Origin of the sequence: Bartonella gabonensis, assembly GCF_903679515.1 — a bacterium.
GTDB lineage: Bacteria > Pseudomonadota > Alphaproteobacteria > Rhizobiales > Rhizobiaceae > Bartonella > Bartonella gabonensis.
The window spans coordinates 1-17,357 of the sequence record NZ_CAHOYM010000034.1 but is presented as its reverse complement, the minus strand read 5'-3'; the positions used below and the strand labels follow the sequence as shown (position 1 = coordinate 17,357).

Below are 17,357 nucleotides of genomic sequence, written 5' to 3'. Positions count from 1 at the left end.
GATGAAAGATTCTCAAGTGGATGCACCAAACCTTAAGGAAAAACATTCCGATTGTAACTTATTTTTGACAAATATAAAAAGTGTCCTCTGTAAAATTACTTATAATGGATAAAAAAAGTGTATGACGGCTCATTTTGTTGAATCATTTAATGAAAGGAAATATTTTCTACGCTGTTGATGTTTTGTTCCATTGACAAGATTGCTGTTTTCTTATGAAAGAGCTTATAGAAGTATCCAAAAAGATTAAGTCATTTTCTTGATTTTTGCTTGAGAATTAAAGAAAGCTATAGGAATGTGGAAAGTTATTTAACCCTCCAGAGGGCAAAAGGCGTGGGGTTTAGGTTGTTTTATGCGTTTTAAGTTTTTGAGGATTTGGGCTTAAATCGAAGTATTATTGCTAAGTCTTCTATTGATCTGATTGTGAGTTTTAGATTTTTCATTTTAAATGATAAGGACCCATGAGAAATCTTGAAACTAAAGAGATTTTACGACATATTACTTCTTTTCATAAAGAAGCGAAAAGGGAAGTGATTTAATGCATTTAAAAAATGCATAATAGGTGCCTAATTTTATGAATGAACAAACAAGAGTTATATTCTAATTTACATGAATTTGTCAGAGTGCTTATCAATGTAAATAATAAAATATTTTAGGGAGTCTATGAATGACTGACAAAAACCAGATTGAGAAAGCGGTGTCGTTGGTTGAAGCGGCAAGGCGTTCTGGTGCAGATGCTGCTGATGCTGTTATTGTTCATGCACATTCCACCAGTGTATCTGTTCGTTTTGGGAAAGTTGAATCGACAGAATCAGCTGAGAGCAATGATTTTACTCTAAGGGTTTTTGTTGGAAAAAAAGTGGCAAGTGTTTCGGCTAATTTGGCATCTTATCCGCAAGAACTTGCAGAACGTGCTGTTGCGATGGCTAAAGCTTCTCCTGATAGTTTATTTGAAGGTTTGGCAGATAAAGAATATTTGGTTAAGCAGCCTAAAGATCTTGATCTTTTTGATGACTTTGTACCAAACAGTCATTTTTTAACAGAAGATGCTTTAAGAACAGAAGCGGCGGCTCTTGATGTTAAAGGCGTGAGCAATTCTGGCGGCGCTGCAACAGCTTATGGCCGTAGTGGATTTATTCTTGTGACCAGCGATGGTTTTTGTGGATCCTACCACTCCAGTTGCTTTTCGCGTTCTTGCAGTGCTCTTGCGGGAGAAGGGACACAGATGGAGCGGGATTATGATTATACAACAGCCTTACATTTTTCTGATTTAGAGGCCGCAGAAATTGTGGGAAAGAATGCAGGGCTTGGTGCTGTTCGACGTAGGGGGGCCGTTCGTGCTGCGACAGGAGGCGTTGATGTTATTTTTAATCCGCGTACGGCTCGTGGAATTGCGGGGCATATCGCATCTATGGTCAATGGAGCTTCTGTGGCTCGTAAAACGAGTCTTTTACAGGACTTCTTAGGCAAGGCAGTGATGAAGGCTGATGTTAATGTAACAGATCAACCTTTGCGATTACGTGGAAATGCTTCTCATCCTTTTGATGGAGAAGGGGTAGAGGGGCAAGCACTCAATATTATTGAAAATGGTATTTTGAAAAATTGGCTTCTTTCATCCTCTACAGCACATGAATTGGGGCTTAAAACAAATGGACACGGTGTGCGTTCGGGGTCATTGGTGCAGCCGACAAGTACAAATTTTGCTATTGAACCGGGTTTAGTATCGCCTTGCGATATGATAAAAGATTTAGGAAGTGGATTTTATGTGACAGAATTATTCGGTCATGGCATTGATTTTATTACCGGTCAGTATAGTCGGGGTGCTTCTGGTTTTTGGATTGAAAATGGTGAAATTGCTTATCCGGTGAGTGAAGTAACACTAGGTTCTGATTTGCTTCATATGTTAGCACATTTAACACCTGCCAATGATATTGATCGGCGTTATGGGACAGCGGCTCCAACATTGTTAATTGAAGGGATGACACTTGCAGGAAAATAACATGCATCATTCTTCTGATTTAAATCTTTTGCGTGACGTTTGTCGAGAGGCAGGAGATTTAGCAATGCGGTATTTTGGATGCACGTTGGATGTTTGGATTAAAGAGGGCAATTCACCAGTCAGTGAGGCAGATTTTGCTGTTGATCATTTTTTAAAAGAGAAGCTTCTTGGAGCACGTCCAAATTATGGATGGATTTCAGAAGAAACAAAAGATAATCGAGAACAAAAAAGTTATGAACGCTCCTTTGTGGTTGATCCTATTGATGGAACACGAGGCTTTCTTTCTGGTAGTCCTTATTGGTGTATTTCTGTTGCTATTATTGAGAAGGGGCGTCCTATTGTGGGTGTTCTACAATGTCCGGCTCAAGGAGATGTTTATGCAGCTGTCACGGGTGGAGGGGCGACATTAAATGGGATAAAACTTCCTCGTTTAGCCTTTCAGGTTCATCGAAAATATAAAATTTCTCTCGATAAATCGCTCGCACAAAAATTACCAGATGATTTTCGCAATCGAGTTAGTTTTTATCATTATCTCCCTTCTCTTGCTTATCGTATTGTTCTTGTTGCTCAAGATGAGATCGATGTCGTCTTAGTTCGTCCGAATTGTCATGAATGGGATATTGCTGCGGCTGATCTTATTTTGCAGGAGTGTGGGGGACGTTTTTTATCGCTTGATGCTTCTTTACTATCTTACGGAATTGAACCTTATCAATATGGACTTTTAATTGCTGGTAAAAATAATTGCTGTCAGGATATGATAGATGTTGTTCATCAAGCAAAGTTAGTTTAATCACATAGAAACGCGCTAAAATTATCTAAATGATATGGAGGCACATATGACTGAAGCCAACAAAAAAAAACAATATTTACACCTTGTATTTGGTGGTGAATTAAAAAACCTTAAGAGTAATCAATTTAAGAATCCTGATGATTTAGATGTGGTTGGTATTTTTTCAAGTTATCAATCCGCTCAAGAAGCATGGCAGGCAAAAGCGCAAAGCAGTGTAGATAATGCATTACAACGTTATTACATCGTGGATTTGCATCAGTTTCTTGATACTGAAACAGGCAATGCAGAGTAAAGCTTGAATATTTGGTCATTATATTTGCTATCTTACGCTTGTTTATCATACTCTCTCAGAGGGGGGGCTTTACGAGAAACAAAATATCCTAGAGCAAAACGCTATTATTGTTGTAAACTCTATGCGTTCTTAAGAAAATATCTGTCACGGCGTCAAATCCATTTCATTATGGTATTCGCGCAAGATATAAATCCATTATTGTATCACCATCTTTCATGCTTAAATATGAATAAAAATGTTTTTCTTACACCATTGTACACTTTGCGAGCTCAATATATTAGAATAAACTTTAGCACTTGAGATAGGGCATAAGAGGCATTATTATTGTTTTTTCAGTATTTTTTATCTATCCCCCTTCACCTGTGGTGCGTAAGCAAAATGTTTTGATTGCTTTAAATAGAAGAGCTTTACGATATTCAGGAGCAAGTTACGCAATAGTAAATCATTATACATCAATATATTGCCTGATTATACGAATGTCTTGTGATTTAAGTTTCTGGATTTGATGTCAGAATGCGTAAAAGAGTTCAAAAAAGAGTCACTGCATTTTAAAGCGCCTTTGTAAAATATAGCATTTACAGATGATAAGATGGTTTGCACAAATTTTTATTGTGAAAGCAATGAAGTATATCCCTTTATTTATAAGATAAATTTAGATGACAATTGCAAAGGCACAAAGGTAAAGATCATTCATTGATTATCGCTTTTTTGCATAAGTAGTATTATATTGTAATTTTCTTTGTTCTCAAATTGAGAACGTTGTTGCTCTATTTTTCTTGGTTGTGCGAAGTAAAAAAGGAAAATACGGCATTTACAAAACAGTGTAAATTTAACATTCTTGTGATTGGAATAGAACAATGTAGAGTATATCACTTTCATAAAAAAAATCTGAGTATTATTAACATTTAAAATGCCTTTAAATCTGAAAAATATGGCTATGAATGTGAATATTTCTATATGGAAGAGTAGAGAAAGCAGGAAAAGAGACATTTTATAGTAAAGGAGCGGTCTATTCTATTGTATTTTGTGTATATGCTATTCTTATAGGAAAATTTAAAAAAAGATGGGGATAAAATTACATTGTCTTTTCCTTTAGTGTCTTAAACTTTCTTATGGGAGAAATGTTTTTTATCCAAGATATGGATGGTATAAAAAAATATGGATGTAAACCAATAGTATTGATAAATTTTTTAACAAAATAAGCTTATAGATATTTTAAAACAGCTGGATGAGGTGATTTTAAATGGTAGAATTAAAGGCACATGCRGCTCTTTTAACCTATCGGATTATTGGCTTTTGCTTATATCCTGTTATCCCTTTTTATTTGTTTTTTCGTGCTATTCGTAGAAAAGAAGAGTGGTGTCGCAAAAAAGAGCGTTTAGGTAAAAGCTCTCTTCTACGCCCCCAAGGTTCGTTAGTTTGGTTACATGCAGCAAGTGTGGGAGAAACACTTGCGCTTGTTCCACTTATTAATCATATTTTATCATTAAAAATCAATGTATTGTTGACAACAGGGACTGTGACATCTTCCTCTCTTGTGAAAAAACATTTTGGTAATCGTTTGATTCATCAATATGCTCCTTTGGATTTAGATTTTGTAGTGCGGCGTTTTATTCATCATTGGAAACCTGATCTCGTTTTGATTTGTGAATCAGAAATTTGGCCTTTGCGTATTAAAGAACTTGCCAAAATGCGTATTCCACAGATTTTGGTTAATGCCCATATGTCTGAACATTCTTTTAAAGCTTGGCAAAAACGACGTGTTCTTGCCAAACAGATTTTTAAGGATATTGATTTGGCGATTAGTCAGAACGAAAAAGATGTCATTTATTACCACACACTTGGCGTAAAATCTGTTACGTTTTCTGGTAATCTCAAGGCGGATGTTTTTTTGGTTGAAAATCAAAAATTACTGGCACGTTATCGTAGTGCTATCGGCAACCGCCCCGTTTGGGCAGCTATTTCAACCCATGAAGGGGAAGAGGAGATTGCTTTTGAGGTTCATAAGATTGTTAAAAATTATTTGCCAGATTTATTGACAATTATTGTGCCTCGTCATCCTAAACGTGTAGAAGACCTTATCAAAAAATGTGATAATCAGAGTTTACATTTTATTCGGAGAAGCAGAAATGCTATTCCAGATATGAACACCGACATTTTATGGGGAGATACGATTGGAGAAATGGGACTTTTTCTTCGCTTATCGAAAGTTTCTTTTGTTGGTAAGTCGTTATGTGGAAAGGGTGGACATAATCCATTGGAATTGGCTTTGCTTGGCTCTGCTATTTTAACGGGGCCTCATATTTCAAATTTTCAAGAGATGTTTGAACAATTTTTAACGCGTGATGCAGCATGCATGGTTCAAGATACAAAACAGCTTGCGATTTTGGTGTATAAGCTTTTAACAAATGAAACATTGCGACAAGAAATGGTTGATAAGGCTCATGAGGTAGCAACAGGTATGGCAGGTGCACTTGAGCGCACATTAAAGATTTTAGATCCCTTTTTACAACCCCTTGTCATACAAACAGGTTTACGTTAGCGTTAGGGTGGATATGCATATTAATGCCCCCCATTTTTGGTGGAAAAATAAAAATTTTTTGCGTTTTTTATTAGCTCCAGTTTCATGGGGATATGGTTATTTTTCACGTCGTTTTATGGCAAGACAGCCTCCCGTGATTGATCTTCCGGTTTTATGTGTTGGAAATTTTACATGTGGTGGTACGGGTAAAACACCGGTTGTTATTGCTTTTGCCAAAGTGGCTAAAGAACTTGGTTTTGTCCCTGGTGTTGTATCACGTGGTTATGGTGGAGCCGTTAAAGGAGTGCGTCTTGTAAATGAGAAATATGACACTGCACGCGATGTTGGAGATGAGGCCCTTTTACTGGCACGGCATGCTTTTGTCGCTGTATCGGCTAATCGTTATGCAGCGGCACAACGGCTTCAGCAAGAAGGATGTAATCTTATTTTAATGGATGATGGCTTTCAAAGCCGCCGCCTTTATATGGATTATGCGTTACTTGTTGTTGATGCGATACGTGGTTTTGGTAATGGAGCAGTCTTTCCATCAGGGCCTTTACGTGTACCATTAAAAACGCAATTTTCTTTTATGGATAGCGTTTTATTGATTGGTCCCTCGGATGCGCGTGATAATGTTACTTTTCTTGTTACGCGTACTGGAAAGCCTTTGTATCGTGCTCATCTTAAGGCAAGTGCTTCTGATGAGGTTGCAGGAAAATCATTTTTGGCATTTGCCGGTATTGGTAATCCATATAAATTTTTTCAATCCATTAAAGAATTGTCTGGTCATGTGGTGCAAACTTATAGCTATCCAGATCATTATTTTTTTACCGATAAAAATTTAACAAGCCTTGTACAAAAAGCTCAAATGCACAATTTATGGTTAGCAACAACGGCTAAAGATTATATCCGTATACAGACAATTCATAAGCAAAAAGATTTGAAAAATCTTATTGTTTTTGATGTGGATGTTGACTTTGTTGAAAAAGATTTTTGTCGTATGCTCCTTGAGGAAGTCATGACTCGCTTTAGAAAACGTTCTTATGAATTTTCTTCGCCGAAAGACAAAGGCTAAATTTATAAGCTTTTAAAGGTCTATTTTTCTTGTGTTTCTAACAATTTCTTGAGATATGGATTGCATTCAAGTTCACGGTGATAAGAAATTTCACAACTGGCATATGCTTCCTGGCGGTGATGATTCCAATATTTTAAATCATCTATAGGGATTTTTTGTCCGCTAACGGCGCAAATGGTATAAGTTCCATATTCCACAATGTCATATCCGTTATTAGAATAATGAACTTTTGCTTCGCGTTCACCATTAGAAAACATTTTCTACAGTTCCTTTCTACTTGACATTATTATTCAAAATTATTCAAAAAATGCCATAAGATATATTATAAAGTCGAGAGTTAATTAAAAAATATTTTTCTGGTCTAAAGTGATTAGCGTTTATTTTCTGCCAAAAAGCCGTTCTATATCTGCTAATTTAAGTTCAATATAAGTAGGGCGTCCATGATTACACGTACTTGTATTGGGCGTTGCCTCCATTTGTCGTAACAGTGTATTCATTTCTTCGGGGTGTAAAAGGCGCCCTGATCGTATTGATCCGTGACAAGCCATCGTTGCTGCAACATAATCAAGCATTGCTTTTAAATTGTTTGTTGTATCATACTCAGCAGCTTCATCTGCGAGATCTTTAATAAGGGCTTGCACGTTGATCTCTCCCAACATGGAAGGCGTTTCACGTACAAGAATTGCACCAGGTCCAAATGGCTCTATTCCTAATCCAAATTTTTGCAAAGCATCTTTGTGTGTTAAAAGACAGGTTGCTTCCTCTTCAGAGAGTTCTACAATTTCAGGAATCAGTAATAATTGTGAAGGTAGTGGTTTGGCATAAAGTGCATTTTTGAGTGCTTCATAAACCAATCGTTCGTGCGCAGCATGCTGATCAACGATAATCAAACTATCTTGAGTTTGGGCGATAATATAGTTTTTATGGATTTGTGCTCTGGCTGCGCCTAGAGGATAAGATAACTCTTCTAATGAAGGGATAGTGCTTGGAATGTAGGTAGCACTACTTGGTGTATTTAAGCCCTCCATAATAGGAGTGGCATCTTCTTTTAAACCAAAAAAACAGGTGCTATCCAACGGTTTGTGAACCATTGAAGCAGCGGCAAAGTGATGAGGCTGCGGGCTGTAAGAAAAGGATTGGTGAGCATTTTTAAAATGGCCCAAAGATTGTTGTGTCAATGGTTTTTGTGTTTGAAAAGCTGTGAGCATTGCTTCAGAACGGGTTGAAGTAGGACGAATACCAGATTGCTGCAATGCTTCACGAATGGCTCCAACGATTAAACCACGAATTAATCCTGGATCACGGAATCGTACATCAGCTTTGGCTGGATGGACATTAACATCAACCTCAGCAGGTGGGAGATCAATAAAAAGAATAGCGACAGGATAACGATCCCGTGTCATGACATCCGCATAAGCACCGCGAATTGCACTCCATAGAAATTTATCACGCACAGGACGCCCATTAACATAAGCAAATTGATGAAGGCTGTTATTTCGGTTGAAAGATGGCAAACAAGCAAACCCCGTTAAGCGCACGGATTCGCGTTCAGCATTCAGTGCGATGCTGTTAGGGGCAAATTCTTTTCCCATAATTTGGGTAATACGTTGTAATTGTCCTTGAGTGTTATTTTCTGTTGCAGACAGTTCCATCGATGTTCTGTCTAGTCCTGAAAGAGAAAAGCGGATATGTGGAAATGCGATAGCAATTCGCTTAATCATATCACTAATAGCATTTGTTTCAGCCCGATCAGTTTTCATAAATTTTAATCGTGCTGGTGTGACGAAGAAAAGATCACGAACTTCAACAATTGTTCCCAGATTTGCAGCTGCTGGTTTGGGTCCTACAATTTTTCCTGCAATAACGGAAATTTCAGCAGCATTCTCAGCTTCTTTTGTTCGTGAAATGAGTTTAAGTTTAGCAACAGAACCAATAGAGGGGAGGGCTTCTCCTCTAAACCCAAGAAAGCAGATATTGTGCACATCATCGGTAATCTTTGAGGTACAATGGCGAGAAACGGCTAAAGTTAACTGATCAGCAGGAATCCCACAACCGTTATCACAGACTTTGATAAAATTTTTTCCACCATTTGCTGTAATAATTTCAATGCGCGTTGCACCAGCATCAATAGCATTCTCAACAAGTTCTTTGACAACATTTGCTGGCCGTTCAATAACTTCACCAGCGGCGATTTGATTAATAATATTTTCGCTAAGATGGCGTATAATCATAATAAATTCTAACAGGATTCTTAAGGGTTTATCGAAAATTATGATAACAACATTTGTACAACATTCAAGAATGAGAGGTATTATTTCTAAACGCTTCTTATTATTTTTTGAGAGCGTATTATACTAAATGTTTTTCATTATTCGAAGTATTAACAAATTACTTGGAAAAAATAATTTTTATCATCCTAAAATAACTTGCACCAATTTATCATCTAGGTCAAAAAAGAAACAGTGTAAAAAGGGAAGGCAAAATATATGGCGCGTATAAGCGGTGTTTTAGCAGATAGTGATATACAAGTTTTGATTGATAATAACTTTCTGAAAGCTCACAGGCCGTTTGATAAATCGCAAATACAACCAGCAAGCCTTGATCTTCGTTTAGCGGAAAAAGCTTATCGTATACGTGCTTCCTTTATGCCGGGTCTTGAAGCAAAAGTTTCAGATAAGCTTGAACGGTTAAAGTTGCATGAGTTTGATTTACGAGATGGAGCTGTTTTGGAAACTGGGTGTGTTTATATTGTTCCGCTTTTGGAAAATTTGGCCTTACCAGAATTTTTATCTGCTATTGCCAATCCCAAAAGCTCTACGGGACGATTAGATATTTTTACACGGGTCATTACGGATAATGCTCAAGAGTTTGATAAAATTTGTGCTGGTTATCATGGTCCGCTTTATCTGGAAATTAGTCCACGAACATTTCCGGTTTTGGTTCGTACTGGCTCGCATTTATCACAGCTTCGATTTAGAAAAGGGCAAAGTTATTTAAATGAAGTTGAGCTGCATGCTTTGCAAAGACAAGAAACGTTGATATCGGATGATCTTCCTAATATTAGCGCTGGTGGTATTGGGCTTTCCATTAATTTAAAAGGAGACGAAAACGGGCTTATAGGTTATCGTGGTAAACATCATACAAGTGTTATTGATATCGATAAACGTTCTGTTGCTCACGTTTTAGATTTTTGGGAACCTCTTTTTGATCGTGGTCAAAGGGAGCTGGTTCTTGATCCTGATGAATTTTATATTTTAGTTTCACGAGAGTCTGTTCATGTGCCTCCGCTTTATGCCGCGGAAATGACTCCTTTTGATCCCTTAGTGGGTGAGTTTAGGGTGCATTATGCAGGCTTTTTTGATCCAGGATTTGGGCATATGAAAGCGGGTGGTAAAGGGGCAAGAGCGGTTTTAGAAGTGCGGAGTCATGAAGTTCCTTTTATCTTAGAGCATGGTCAAATTATTGGTCGTTTGGTCTATGAGCATATGCTTAATCGACCTTCAATCCTTTATGGACATGATATTGGGTCACATTATCAAGCACAAGGTTTAAAGTTGTCCAAGCATTTTAAATGAGCTAAAAACTGTGAATTTTGATAAAATGCATGCAAGGAATGTATTTTAAGTGAGAATTTGTTCTTCATAAAATTGATGCCATGCATTCTATTTTCAGTTTTAAAAGGTATGGCTGTCCTTGCATTTTAAAGGATATAAGAGGTATTTTTACGTCTTTTTAATAGTTTTTATCCATACGAGCTCCGTTTATGACGAGCAAAAGAATAGTGTCAATGATTTCGTCGTAAAAAGATCTAACATGCATATGTATTATTATAACAAATCAATAAGTTAATAAAATTCGATATAACAATAACGACTTCGCTTTTCAAAACAAACATACAAGACTTAGATGCTGATATTAGCTTCATTTTATAGAGTTTAAATGCCTAGTATATTTTATTTTGGTATGAAACTTAGCATGAAAAGCCAATAAATAATTTTCCACTACAGTTTGGTAATAGTTTTTTTAATGAATAATGTTCTAATTTTAGGAACTCATTTATAGTCTTAAGACATAATATCTCCGGAGGAATTATTAGAGAGGAAGGTCTTTTATTCCTATAAAGATTAAAATTTTTTATATTCTATGTGAATGAGATACTGTTGAAATTTTATGAATACGTAACAGGTGTGATTTTAAAATATGCATATGAGAAAATTTTTTGATGTACGTGACAGCTTTATTTCCAGTATTCATAAATGTTTTTTTAGCTTTTTGGGGAGAGGGGAGATTATAAGTTTATACTTAATGAATATAGACTCTCTATTCTTATAAAGGACAATGTAAATAATCTTTGGAGGGAGAGACGGCTTTAAATTACAACAAACCAACAGGTGAAGTAATAACTTTCGAAGAGGTATATGCTCACAGAAAGTATAACACTTAAATTGCGCATGAGCAATGGATGAGTGAATACGTTATTGGTTCTATTCCATGTTGTGAGGTTTTAAATTTGGAAAAGAGAAAGAAAGGCGTTGTTTTTATCAATTAGTTTTTTTAGAAAGTTGCAATCCCTGTTACCTCTATCTATTTAATAGAGTGTTTTGGGAAGATATCAAATAGGAGGTTCTGGGGGGTCTCATATGTTTTAGGATGTCTTCTTTTTTCATTTAGGAACAATGGTGCTATCAATGATTATTTCTTCAACATTTGATTATCGCAAGGCCGCAAAGCGTCGTCTTCCTCCCTTTCTTTTTCACTATATTGATGGTGGGGCTTATGCTGAAGAAACGATGCGACGTAATTGTACTGACCTTCAAACAATTGCACTGCGTCAAAGGATTCTAAGGCAAGTTGGTAGAGTTGATCTTTCAATCAAGCTTTTTGATCAGACACTTAATTTACCGATTGTTCTTGCACCTGTTGGGCTAACGGGCATGTATACACGTCGTGGTGAGGTACAAGCTGCGCGTGCAGCCGTTGCAAAAGGGATTCCTTTTACTCTATCTTCTGTTTCAGTTTGCCCTATTGCAGAAGTGCAGGAAGCAGTTGGAGATGCATTTTGGTTTCAACTTTATGTTCTCAAAGATCGCGGCTTCATGCGTGATGCATTAGAACGCGCTTGGTTAGCTGGTGTACGCACGTTGATCTTTACAGTTGATATGCCGGTTCCAGGGGCACGTTATCGTGATGCGCATTCGGGGATGTCTGGTCCTTATGCTGGATTACGCCGTTTTTTACAAGCTTTTATGCATCCACATTGGGCTTGGAGCGTTGGTGTTATGGGGCGCCCCCATGATCTTGGAAATGTTTCTACCTATCTCAAAAAGAAAATTGCACTGGATGATTATGTTGGCTGGCTTTGTGCAAATTTTGATCCATCAATTGGTTGGCATGATCTACAATGGATTCGTAACTTTTGGAAGGGAAAAATGATTCTGAAAGGCATTCTTGATCCAGAAGATGCACGAGAGGCAGTACAATTTGGTGCTGATGGTATTGTTGTTTCCAATCATGGCGGGCGCCAACTCGATGGTGTCTTATCAACGGCGCGGGCATTGCCTGCAATTACAGATGCTGTAAAGGACCATTTGACTATTTTAGTGGATTCTGGTGTTCGTTCTGGACTTGATGTTGTACGCATGATCGCACAAGGTGCAGATGCTGTTATGATTGGTCGTGCTTTTGTTTATGCGCTTGCAGCAGCAGGTGAGAAAGGTGTTACTCACCTGCTTGATCTTTTTGCCAATGAAATGCGAGTTGCTATGACACTGACTGGTGCTCGGACAATCAAAGAGATTACACACAAGAGTTTAGTGAAGACAGATGTTTTTAAGCAATGAAAGCAATATGTTATACTGCTTTTAGAAAAAGAATTTTTTAATAAAAGAGCATCATTGTATATTTAAAAGATATGTTGACAGTTAACATTAAAGAACAAGGTCAAAATCTCTTTTATAAAATAATAAAAAATGCCAAATAACTATAATAATAGTAAAAAAATCTTAATAAAAATCAAAGCAGAAAAATCACAAATAACACTTCATAAATCTGTTATCCACTTTGTTAAAACTCATTCTAAGGATAAAAAGTAACAAGCGCTACGATTAAAGGCATAACAACTGTTGATATAGAAAACATAGATATAAATAATGCTGTTAACATTTTTCCCTCTTATTTATAAAAATATAATACGTTCATTAATGTTTTTTCATATTATCGTAAAACTATAAATTTATAAATTACATTTAGTTTTATTTTAAAATAAAATTAAACACGTATAATATATAACTAATTTTATTTAAAAAATCAAGATGCATTATTGATAATCTATAAATTATGATAAAAAAATAAATTATATTATATAATCTCTATAGTATTTATGTTTTTTTATTGAATAATGTATTATATGGATATAATATTTTATAGAAGATATTTTTAAACAATAAAAATACAGTATAATATCTTTTAAAAATACGTTCATTAGAAAGCAAGACAATGCGATTTAATGTTTTATATCAATAAATTATTATTGTTTGAACTGGCGAGCATATTAAAACACAGTGTAATGTTTTTTGTATCTTATGTCATTGCTAACACAGTTTTCGTTATACCTTCTCGACTTATTCCATAAGTTGCCAAAACATCCCATTTGCTTCCATTACAGAGTGGCGCATCCGGTATTCCTAGCAATACAAATTTGCAGATAATATTCTGTTCGATAAGTAATTTCGCAATTGCTTCTCCAAGTTTCCCATGAATGCTATGCGCTTCACAAACAACGACAGATCTGTGTGATTTACAGAGTTCTAATACAAATGTATCATCTAAAGGTTGGATTGTTGGTACACTTACAACTGTTGATATAATTTCATATTTTTTGCGTTCAGTGATCGCATCAAGACAAATCTGAACAGTCTCCCCAGTAGCAAGGAAGAGAATCTCTTTTCTCTTATTGATAACAGGAGTTGTAGTGATATCGATTTTTGCAGCATTACTTAAAGCATTATTATGAATTTTTTTAACAATGTGCTTTTTAAAACCTATATAAATGGGCGCAGAATTACTGAGAGTAGAAAGATTGTAATTTTTGTTTGATTGAATTATGACTCCGTCAGTAATTGAAGAATATTTACTTTATCGTTGAGTGAAAAAGAAAAGTTTTTTCTCTTTTAATAGAGTATGGGTTATCACCTAGCCAACAGAGGTAATTTGCAAGCAACCTGTTTGATGTAAGACAATTTAACATCGCGGTCATTTTATTATCACGTGAAGCCGTGAGAAGATGGCACGATAGATGAAAAAATATAAAAAAATGATTGGCTATATTTTACGATAAAAAAATTATCATTCTGTTAGTCTCACACCAACTGCTGATATTGGTAACAAAAAAATTATCAAAATTTATTTGAGGATATTTCTCATCGCATGTACATAAAGCCTTTTATCGAGGTATTTTTTTTAGATAGAAATTCATTCTGTTTGCTGAAGTCGGCAAAAATCTCTCAAGTGATGTCGTAAACTTTTGGGAGGATGTTATAACACCACGGTCCTCCTTTCATAAAAACTGTTAGCGTTTCAAATGAGCAGCTGTGAAGGGTTTCAACGCTTAATAAAGCAAAATCCAGAAATTCTCACGGATTTAGAAGCGGTTTCAAGGTTTTATATTTACAAGCGATTATTAACGGAAAGGTAGCCAATCGTACGATGAGAGTTGAAACCTGTTGTCGCGGGGCGGTTTAATCTTTTCCAATTTGAAGGCGTGCTAAAACTTATTGACTACCCTTTAATAAGTATTCACATTAAACATTTAAGTTGTTTGTTTTTATTGTACGTTATGAACGTTACAACATCTTGTTTTATTTTGACGCACCTTATTGTGGCATCGAAAGTTATTACGGAAAGGATTTGTATCCGCGGGAAAATTATCAGATGATGGCATGGGTTTTGCATAAATAAAAGGAAAGTGCCATTTGTCTTTAAAAAATATGCTAAAAGTTCGAAAAACTTTCAGTGAACTTTATAAAAGAGATTATACTATCTCATACAGATTGCTCTTCAAATAATACAATTGCTGTTAACGAATGAGGCATCACCAATTTTGATTTCTAAAACAAAGAAATAACATACATTACAGGTTTTTTACTTTTGAAAGTTTGTTGAGAATCCTTAGGTTCTATAAAACATCGAAATTTTTCTAGCACGTTACGAATAAATCTAAAAAATATATTAAATATAAAAAATGCTACAACATGTTAGCAGAAATGGCTTTAGAAATGAGAAACAAAGTGTCTAAAGATGTGCAAGGACGCATTGCGACATATCATTTTACAATTTAATAAAAAATAAGAATTAAAGAAAAAATTTTATATCAAAAATTAAAGGAGGTCTAAAGGGTGGGCAAAAAAGGTGAACGGGAAATACGTGAAAAGGTGAATAAGAAGGTAAATGAGGGAAGGGTGTTTCATAGATACATAAGTGGCATTTGTAAGGGCATTGCCTCAAGGTAAATATTGTGATGGGGTAGAAATGTGGTTGAATATTTGAAAAGACAATATGCGCCCTTGGTTATTTCATTATAGATATTATAATAAGTGCCGTAACATGAAGTTTGATCTTATCACAAGACTTTCTTTAAAAGAAGTACAAAAGTTTGCAAGACATTAATAGTGATATTCTCAAAGAAAGTAATGATCCTATTGTCTTTCGAGAACAAACTATCTTAAAGCAGCAAAACAATATTTTTCAAGAAATCGTGCTGGCGACTTTTGAAAGTAAAAAAGCTAAGTTAAAAAATGAAGGCAAAAATGAGCGTTGGCTATCTCCATTGGAGTTGCATGTTATTGCACAGATAGGAAGTTTACCTATAGAAAAATTAACAGCCAATATTATCCGCAATTTTTTTGCGCCACTTTAGCATAAAAAAACAGATAGAGTGCGAAAGGATTTACTCTATCTTCAAGAGCATTACGGCAAAAAGCTGAAGCAACGTCATTTATAAATCGCATAAAAAACCAATATTTTTTTACAATTTTGTGGATTATTTTTTATGGACAGATCACTAGACATAATTTTAGTTAAAGATAGCCCTATTTTATATCATCAGATCTTTGAAGGGTAATCCATGGCATATTTTTTCTCTTGTTTTGATAAGATAACAGAAATATCTCTAGAATACAATAATATATTCAACCATTTTACGTAAATATAACCCACTGAATCCTTTATTTAAAGCCAAGCATCACCTTGTCATTACAATTAAACTTAAATCATTCCAAGTAAAGCAAACAGATCATCAAAGTGTTTTAACCCTTTAAGGGATTCTGCTTTTAATTCGAATATACCCACATCTTTCAGTTTTTTTCATTGATGAATGTTTTTAGAGAAATTGTATTTTATCATTTCGCCTTTTGTGTATATTTCCACCCACATAAACGCTCACCTTGTTCGTTATGTTTTAGAATATCTCTTGCCAAATTTGAGCTAATGACATTGATGTCTTGTCGATTCAAATAAATTGGCAGCCATCCAACACAAGAGTTTCGTTCATTCGTTGCGCAACCAGTTAGAAAGCTTAGAGTGCACATCAGCATCACTTTTCTTATTAATCTCATCTTCTATCTCAAGCCGTGTTTTTGCTATCTTAAAAGCTTCTTTTGTTTGTTTTTGCTTTTCAACTTTTTTACCAATGAAAAAGGCTTTTACTAAAGCTATAAAAAACGCTACTACAATTGCTGACGTCATCGTCAGATATTTTTTTATCCATAAGATCATAGGCGGTGTTCCTGAAAACGTTTAGCAATATATACCATCGCTGTACAAGCAGCTAAAACCATAATGCCTGCTAAAGCCCATTGGACAGGACCATTTCCGGCAAAAAGTCCTCCAAGCCCTGAAAAAGAGCCTATAATTGGTGCAAGAGCTTCTATTTTGCAAATCCCCGTTACGCCTTCAGATTCCACAACATGATAATTGGGGGCAACATGAGCCCCTTTTACCCATAACCCTGCTTCGGCTGCTCGACGATTGACAAGACCTTGGACACGTTTTCCTTTTACTCTTGTCCATTTTTGCAATTCAGTTGGTACTGCGTCATATTCACCATTATTAAGCTTTTTTAAAAGTGTAGATTTATAAAAAGCAGTTATTCCTACATTATAGGCAAATGATACTAAAGCTGCGAATTGTTCATCACTTAAAGGAACGGTAACAGCTTTTTCAACAGCAGCTTCATACTGTTTCAAGTCCTGATAAAGGATTTTTTCAGCTTCTTCTTCTGTAATTTGCATGTCTTTATGGACACTTGGAGCGCCAGCTGCATTTGTATGTCCATAACCAATTGTCCATATATCACCGGAATCTTCATAGGCTTCTAAACGTAAGCCCTCCAATTGTTTAATCAGAGTAAGCCCTTCTGTTGATATTTTTCGCATTATTTTTATCCTAAAAAAACCTACACAAAGCAGGATATGAATTCAAAACTTACATCTACTCAACTTTAAAGCACGGAACATTGAAATGGTTTAATTAAGCTAAAGCCACTTTGATAGGTTTTATTAAGACCCATATCGTTTTTTATTCAAATAAAACTCATGTTAATTACTATTAAACTTATAGTAATTAATTTCATTTTTGAGTCTAAATACAATAAATTTAATAAAAAATTTATAAATTATAATCAAATAT

13 protein-coding genes and 1 pseudogene are annotated in these 17,357 nt (G+C 35.5%); 8 read left to right on the top strand and 6 right to left on the bottom strand.

Annotation, left to right across the window (positions count from 1 at the left end; all coding sequences use genetic code 11):
* Positions 1–664 precede the first annotated feature (664 nt).
* From HWX04_RS06635 to lpxK, 5 genes are all read left to right on the top strand, one after another.
* Positions 665–1,996 carry a TldD/PmbA family protein gene (locus tag HWX04_RS06635; RefSeq protein ID WP_175869369.1) on the top strand — a complete coding sequence of 444 codons (1,332 nt, stop codon included), beginning with the start codon at positions 665–667 and terminating at the stop codon, positions 1,994–1,996.
* Positions 1,983–2,786, top strand: a complete 804-nt coding sequence (locus tag HWX04_RS06630) for a 3'(2'),5'-bisphosphate nucleotidase CysQ (protein ID WP_175869368.1) — start codon at positions 1,983–1,985, stop codon at positions 2,784–2,786. Before HWX04_RS06635 ends, HWX04_RS06630 begins: the two co-directional genes overlap by 14 nt.
* Positions 2,787–2,832: 46 nt before the next feature.
* Complete coding sequence (locus HWX04_RS06625) at positions 2,833–3,078, top strand: DUF4170 domain-containing protein (RefSeq protein ID WP_175869367.1); 246 nt, start codon at positions 2,833–2,835, stop codon at positions 3,076–3,078.
* A 1,243-nt stretch (positions 3,079–4,321) separates the two neighbouring features.
* Positions 4,322–5,620: a lipid IV(A) 3-deoxy-D-manno-octulosonic acid transferase gene (gene waaA, locus HWX04_RS06620; protein ID WP_175869366.1), complete on the top strand. Its 1,299-nt coding sequence runs from the start codon at positions 4,322–4,324 to the stop codon at positions 5,618–5,620.
* Positions 5,621–5,633: 13 nt separating this feature from the next.
* Entirely contained in the window at positions 5,634–6,674 is a 1,041-nt protein-coding gene (gene lpxK / locus HWX04_RS06615) for a tetraacyldisaccharide 4'-kinase (protein ID WP_175869365.1), read from the top strand.
* Between the two features lie 20 nt (positions 6,675–6,694).
* Here the strand turns inward: lpxK and HWX04_RS06610 are convergent, their stop codons facing one another.
* The gene (locus HWX04_RS06610; protein ID WP_175869364.1) at positions 6,695–6,931 is read right to left on the bottom strand and encodes a DUF2093 domain-containing protein; all 237 of its coding nucleotides are present in this window, start codon (positions 6,929–6,931) and stop codon (positions 6,695–6,697) included.
* 120 nt (positions 6,932–7,051) lie between these two features.
* The gene (gene mutL / locus HWX04_RS06605) at positions 7,052–8,905 is read right to left on the bottom strand and encodes a DNA mismatch repair endonuclease MutL (RefSeq protein ID WP_175869363.1); all 1,854 of its coding nucleotides are present in this window, start codon (positions 8,903–8,905) and stop codon (positions 7,052–7,054) included.
* A gap of 255 nt (positions 8,906–9,160) precedes the next feature.
* Between mutL and HWX04_RS06600 the strand changes: the two genes are divergently transcribed.
* Both HWX04_RS06600 and lldD read left to right on the top strand, forming a co-directional pair.
* Positions 9,161–10,249: a 2'-deoxycytidine 5'-triphosphate deaminase gene (locus HWX04_RS06600; protein ID WP_175869362.1), complete on the top strand. Its 1,089-nt coding sequence runs from the start codon at positions 9,161–9,163 to the stop codon at positions 10,247–10,249.
* Between the two features lie 1,113 nt (positions 10,250–11,362).
* Positions 11,363–12,514 carry an FMN-dependent L-lactate dehydrogenase LldD gene (gene lldD / locus HWX04_RS06595; protein ID WP_175869361.1) on the top strand — a complete coding sequence of 384 codons (1,152 nt, stop codon included), beginning with the start codon at positions 11,363–11,365 and terminating at the stop codon, positions 12,512–12,514.
* Between the two features lie 739 nt (positions 12,515–13,253).
* Here the strand turns inward: lldD and HWX04_RS08700 are convergent.
* Positions 13,254–13,631, bottom strand: a complete 378-nt coding sequence (locus HWX04_RS08700; protein WP_281356851.1) for a transketolase C-terminal domain-containing protein — start codon at positions 13,629–13,631, stop codon at positions 13,254–13,256.
* Between the two features lie 1,596 nt (positions 13,632–15,227).
* Between HWX04_RS08700 and HWX04_RS06585 the strand changes: the two are divergent.
* Positions 15,228–15,585: pseudogene (locus HWX04_RS06585) on the top strand (integrase); the annotation flags it as partial.
* 484 nt (positions 15,586–16,069) lie between these two features.
* Here the strand turns inward: HWX04_RS06585 and HWX04_RS08695 are convergent.
* From HWX04_RS08695 to bgtA, 3 genes are read right to left on the bottom strand one after another with little or no spacing between them, the layout of a single operon-like run.
* Positions 16,070–16,285 (bottom strand): hypothetical protein, encoded by a 216-nt coding sequence (locus tag HWX04_RS08695; RefSeq protein WP_246257546.1) that lies wholly within the window; start codon positions 16,283–16,285, stop codon positions 16,070–16,072.
* Positions 16,218–16,445 (bottom strand): hypothetical protein, encoded by a 228-nt coding sequence (locus tag HWX04_RS06580; protein ID WP_175869360.1) that lies wholly within the window; start codon positions 16,443–16,445, stop codon positions 16,218–16,220. The genes HWX04_RS08695 and HWX04_RS06580 overlap by 68 nt, the downstream gene beginning before the upstream one ends.
* Complete coding sequence (gene bgtA / locus HWX04_RS06575; protein ID WP_175869359.1) at positions 16,442–17,104, bottom strand: gene transfer agent endolysin BgtA; 663 nt, start codon at positions 17,102–17,104, stop codon at positions 16,442–16,444. The genes HWX04_RS06580 and bgtA overlap by 4 nt, the downstream gene beginning before the upstream one ends.
* Positions 17,105–17,357 lie beyond the last annotated feature (253 nt).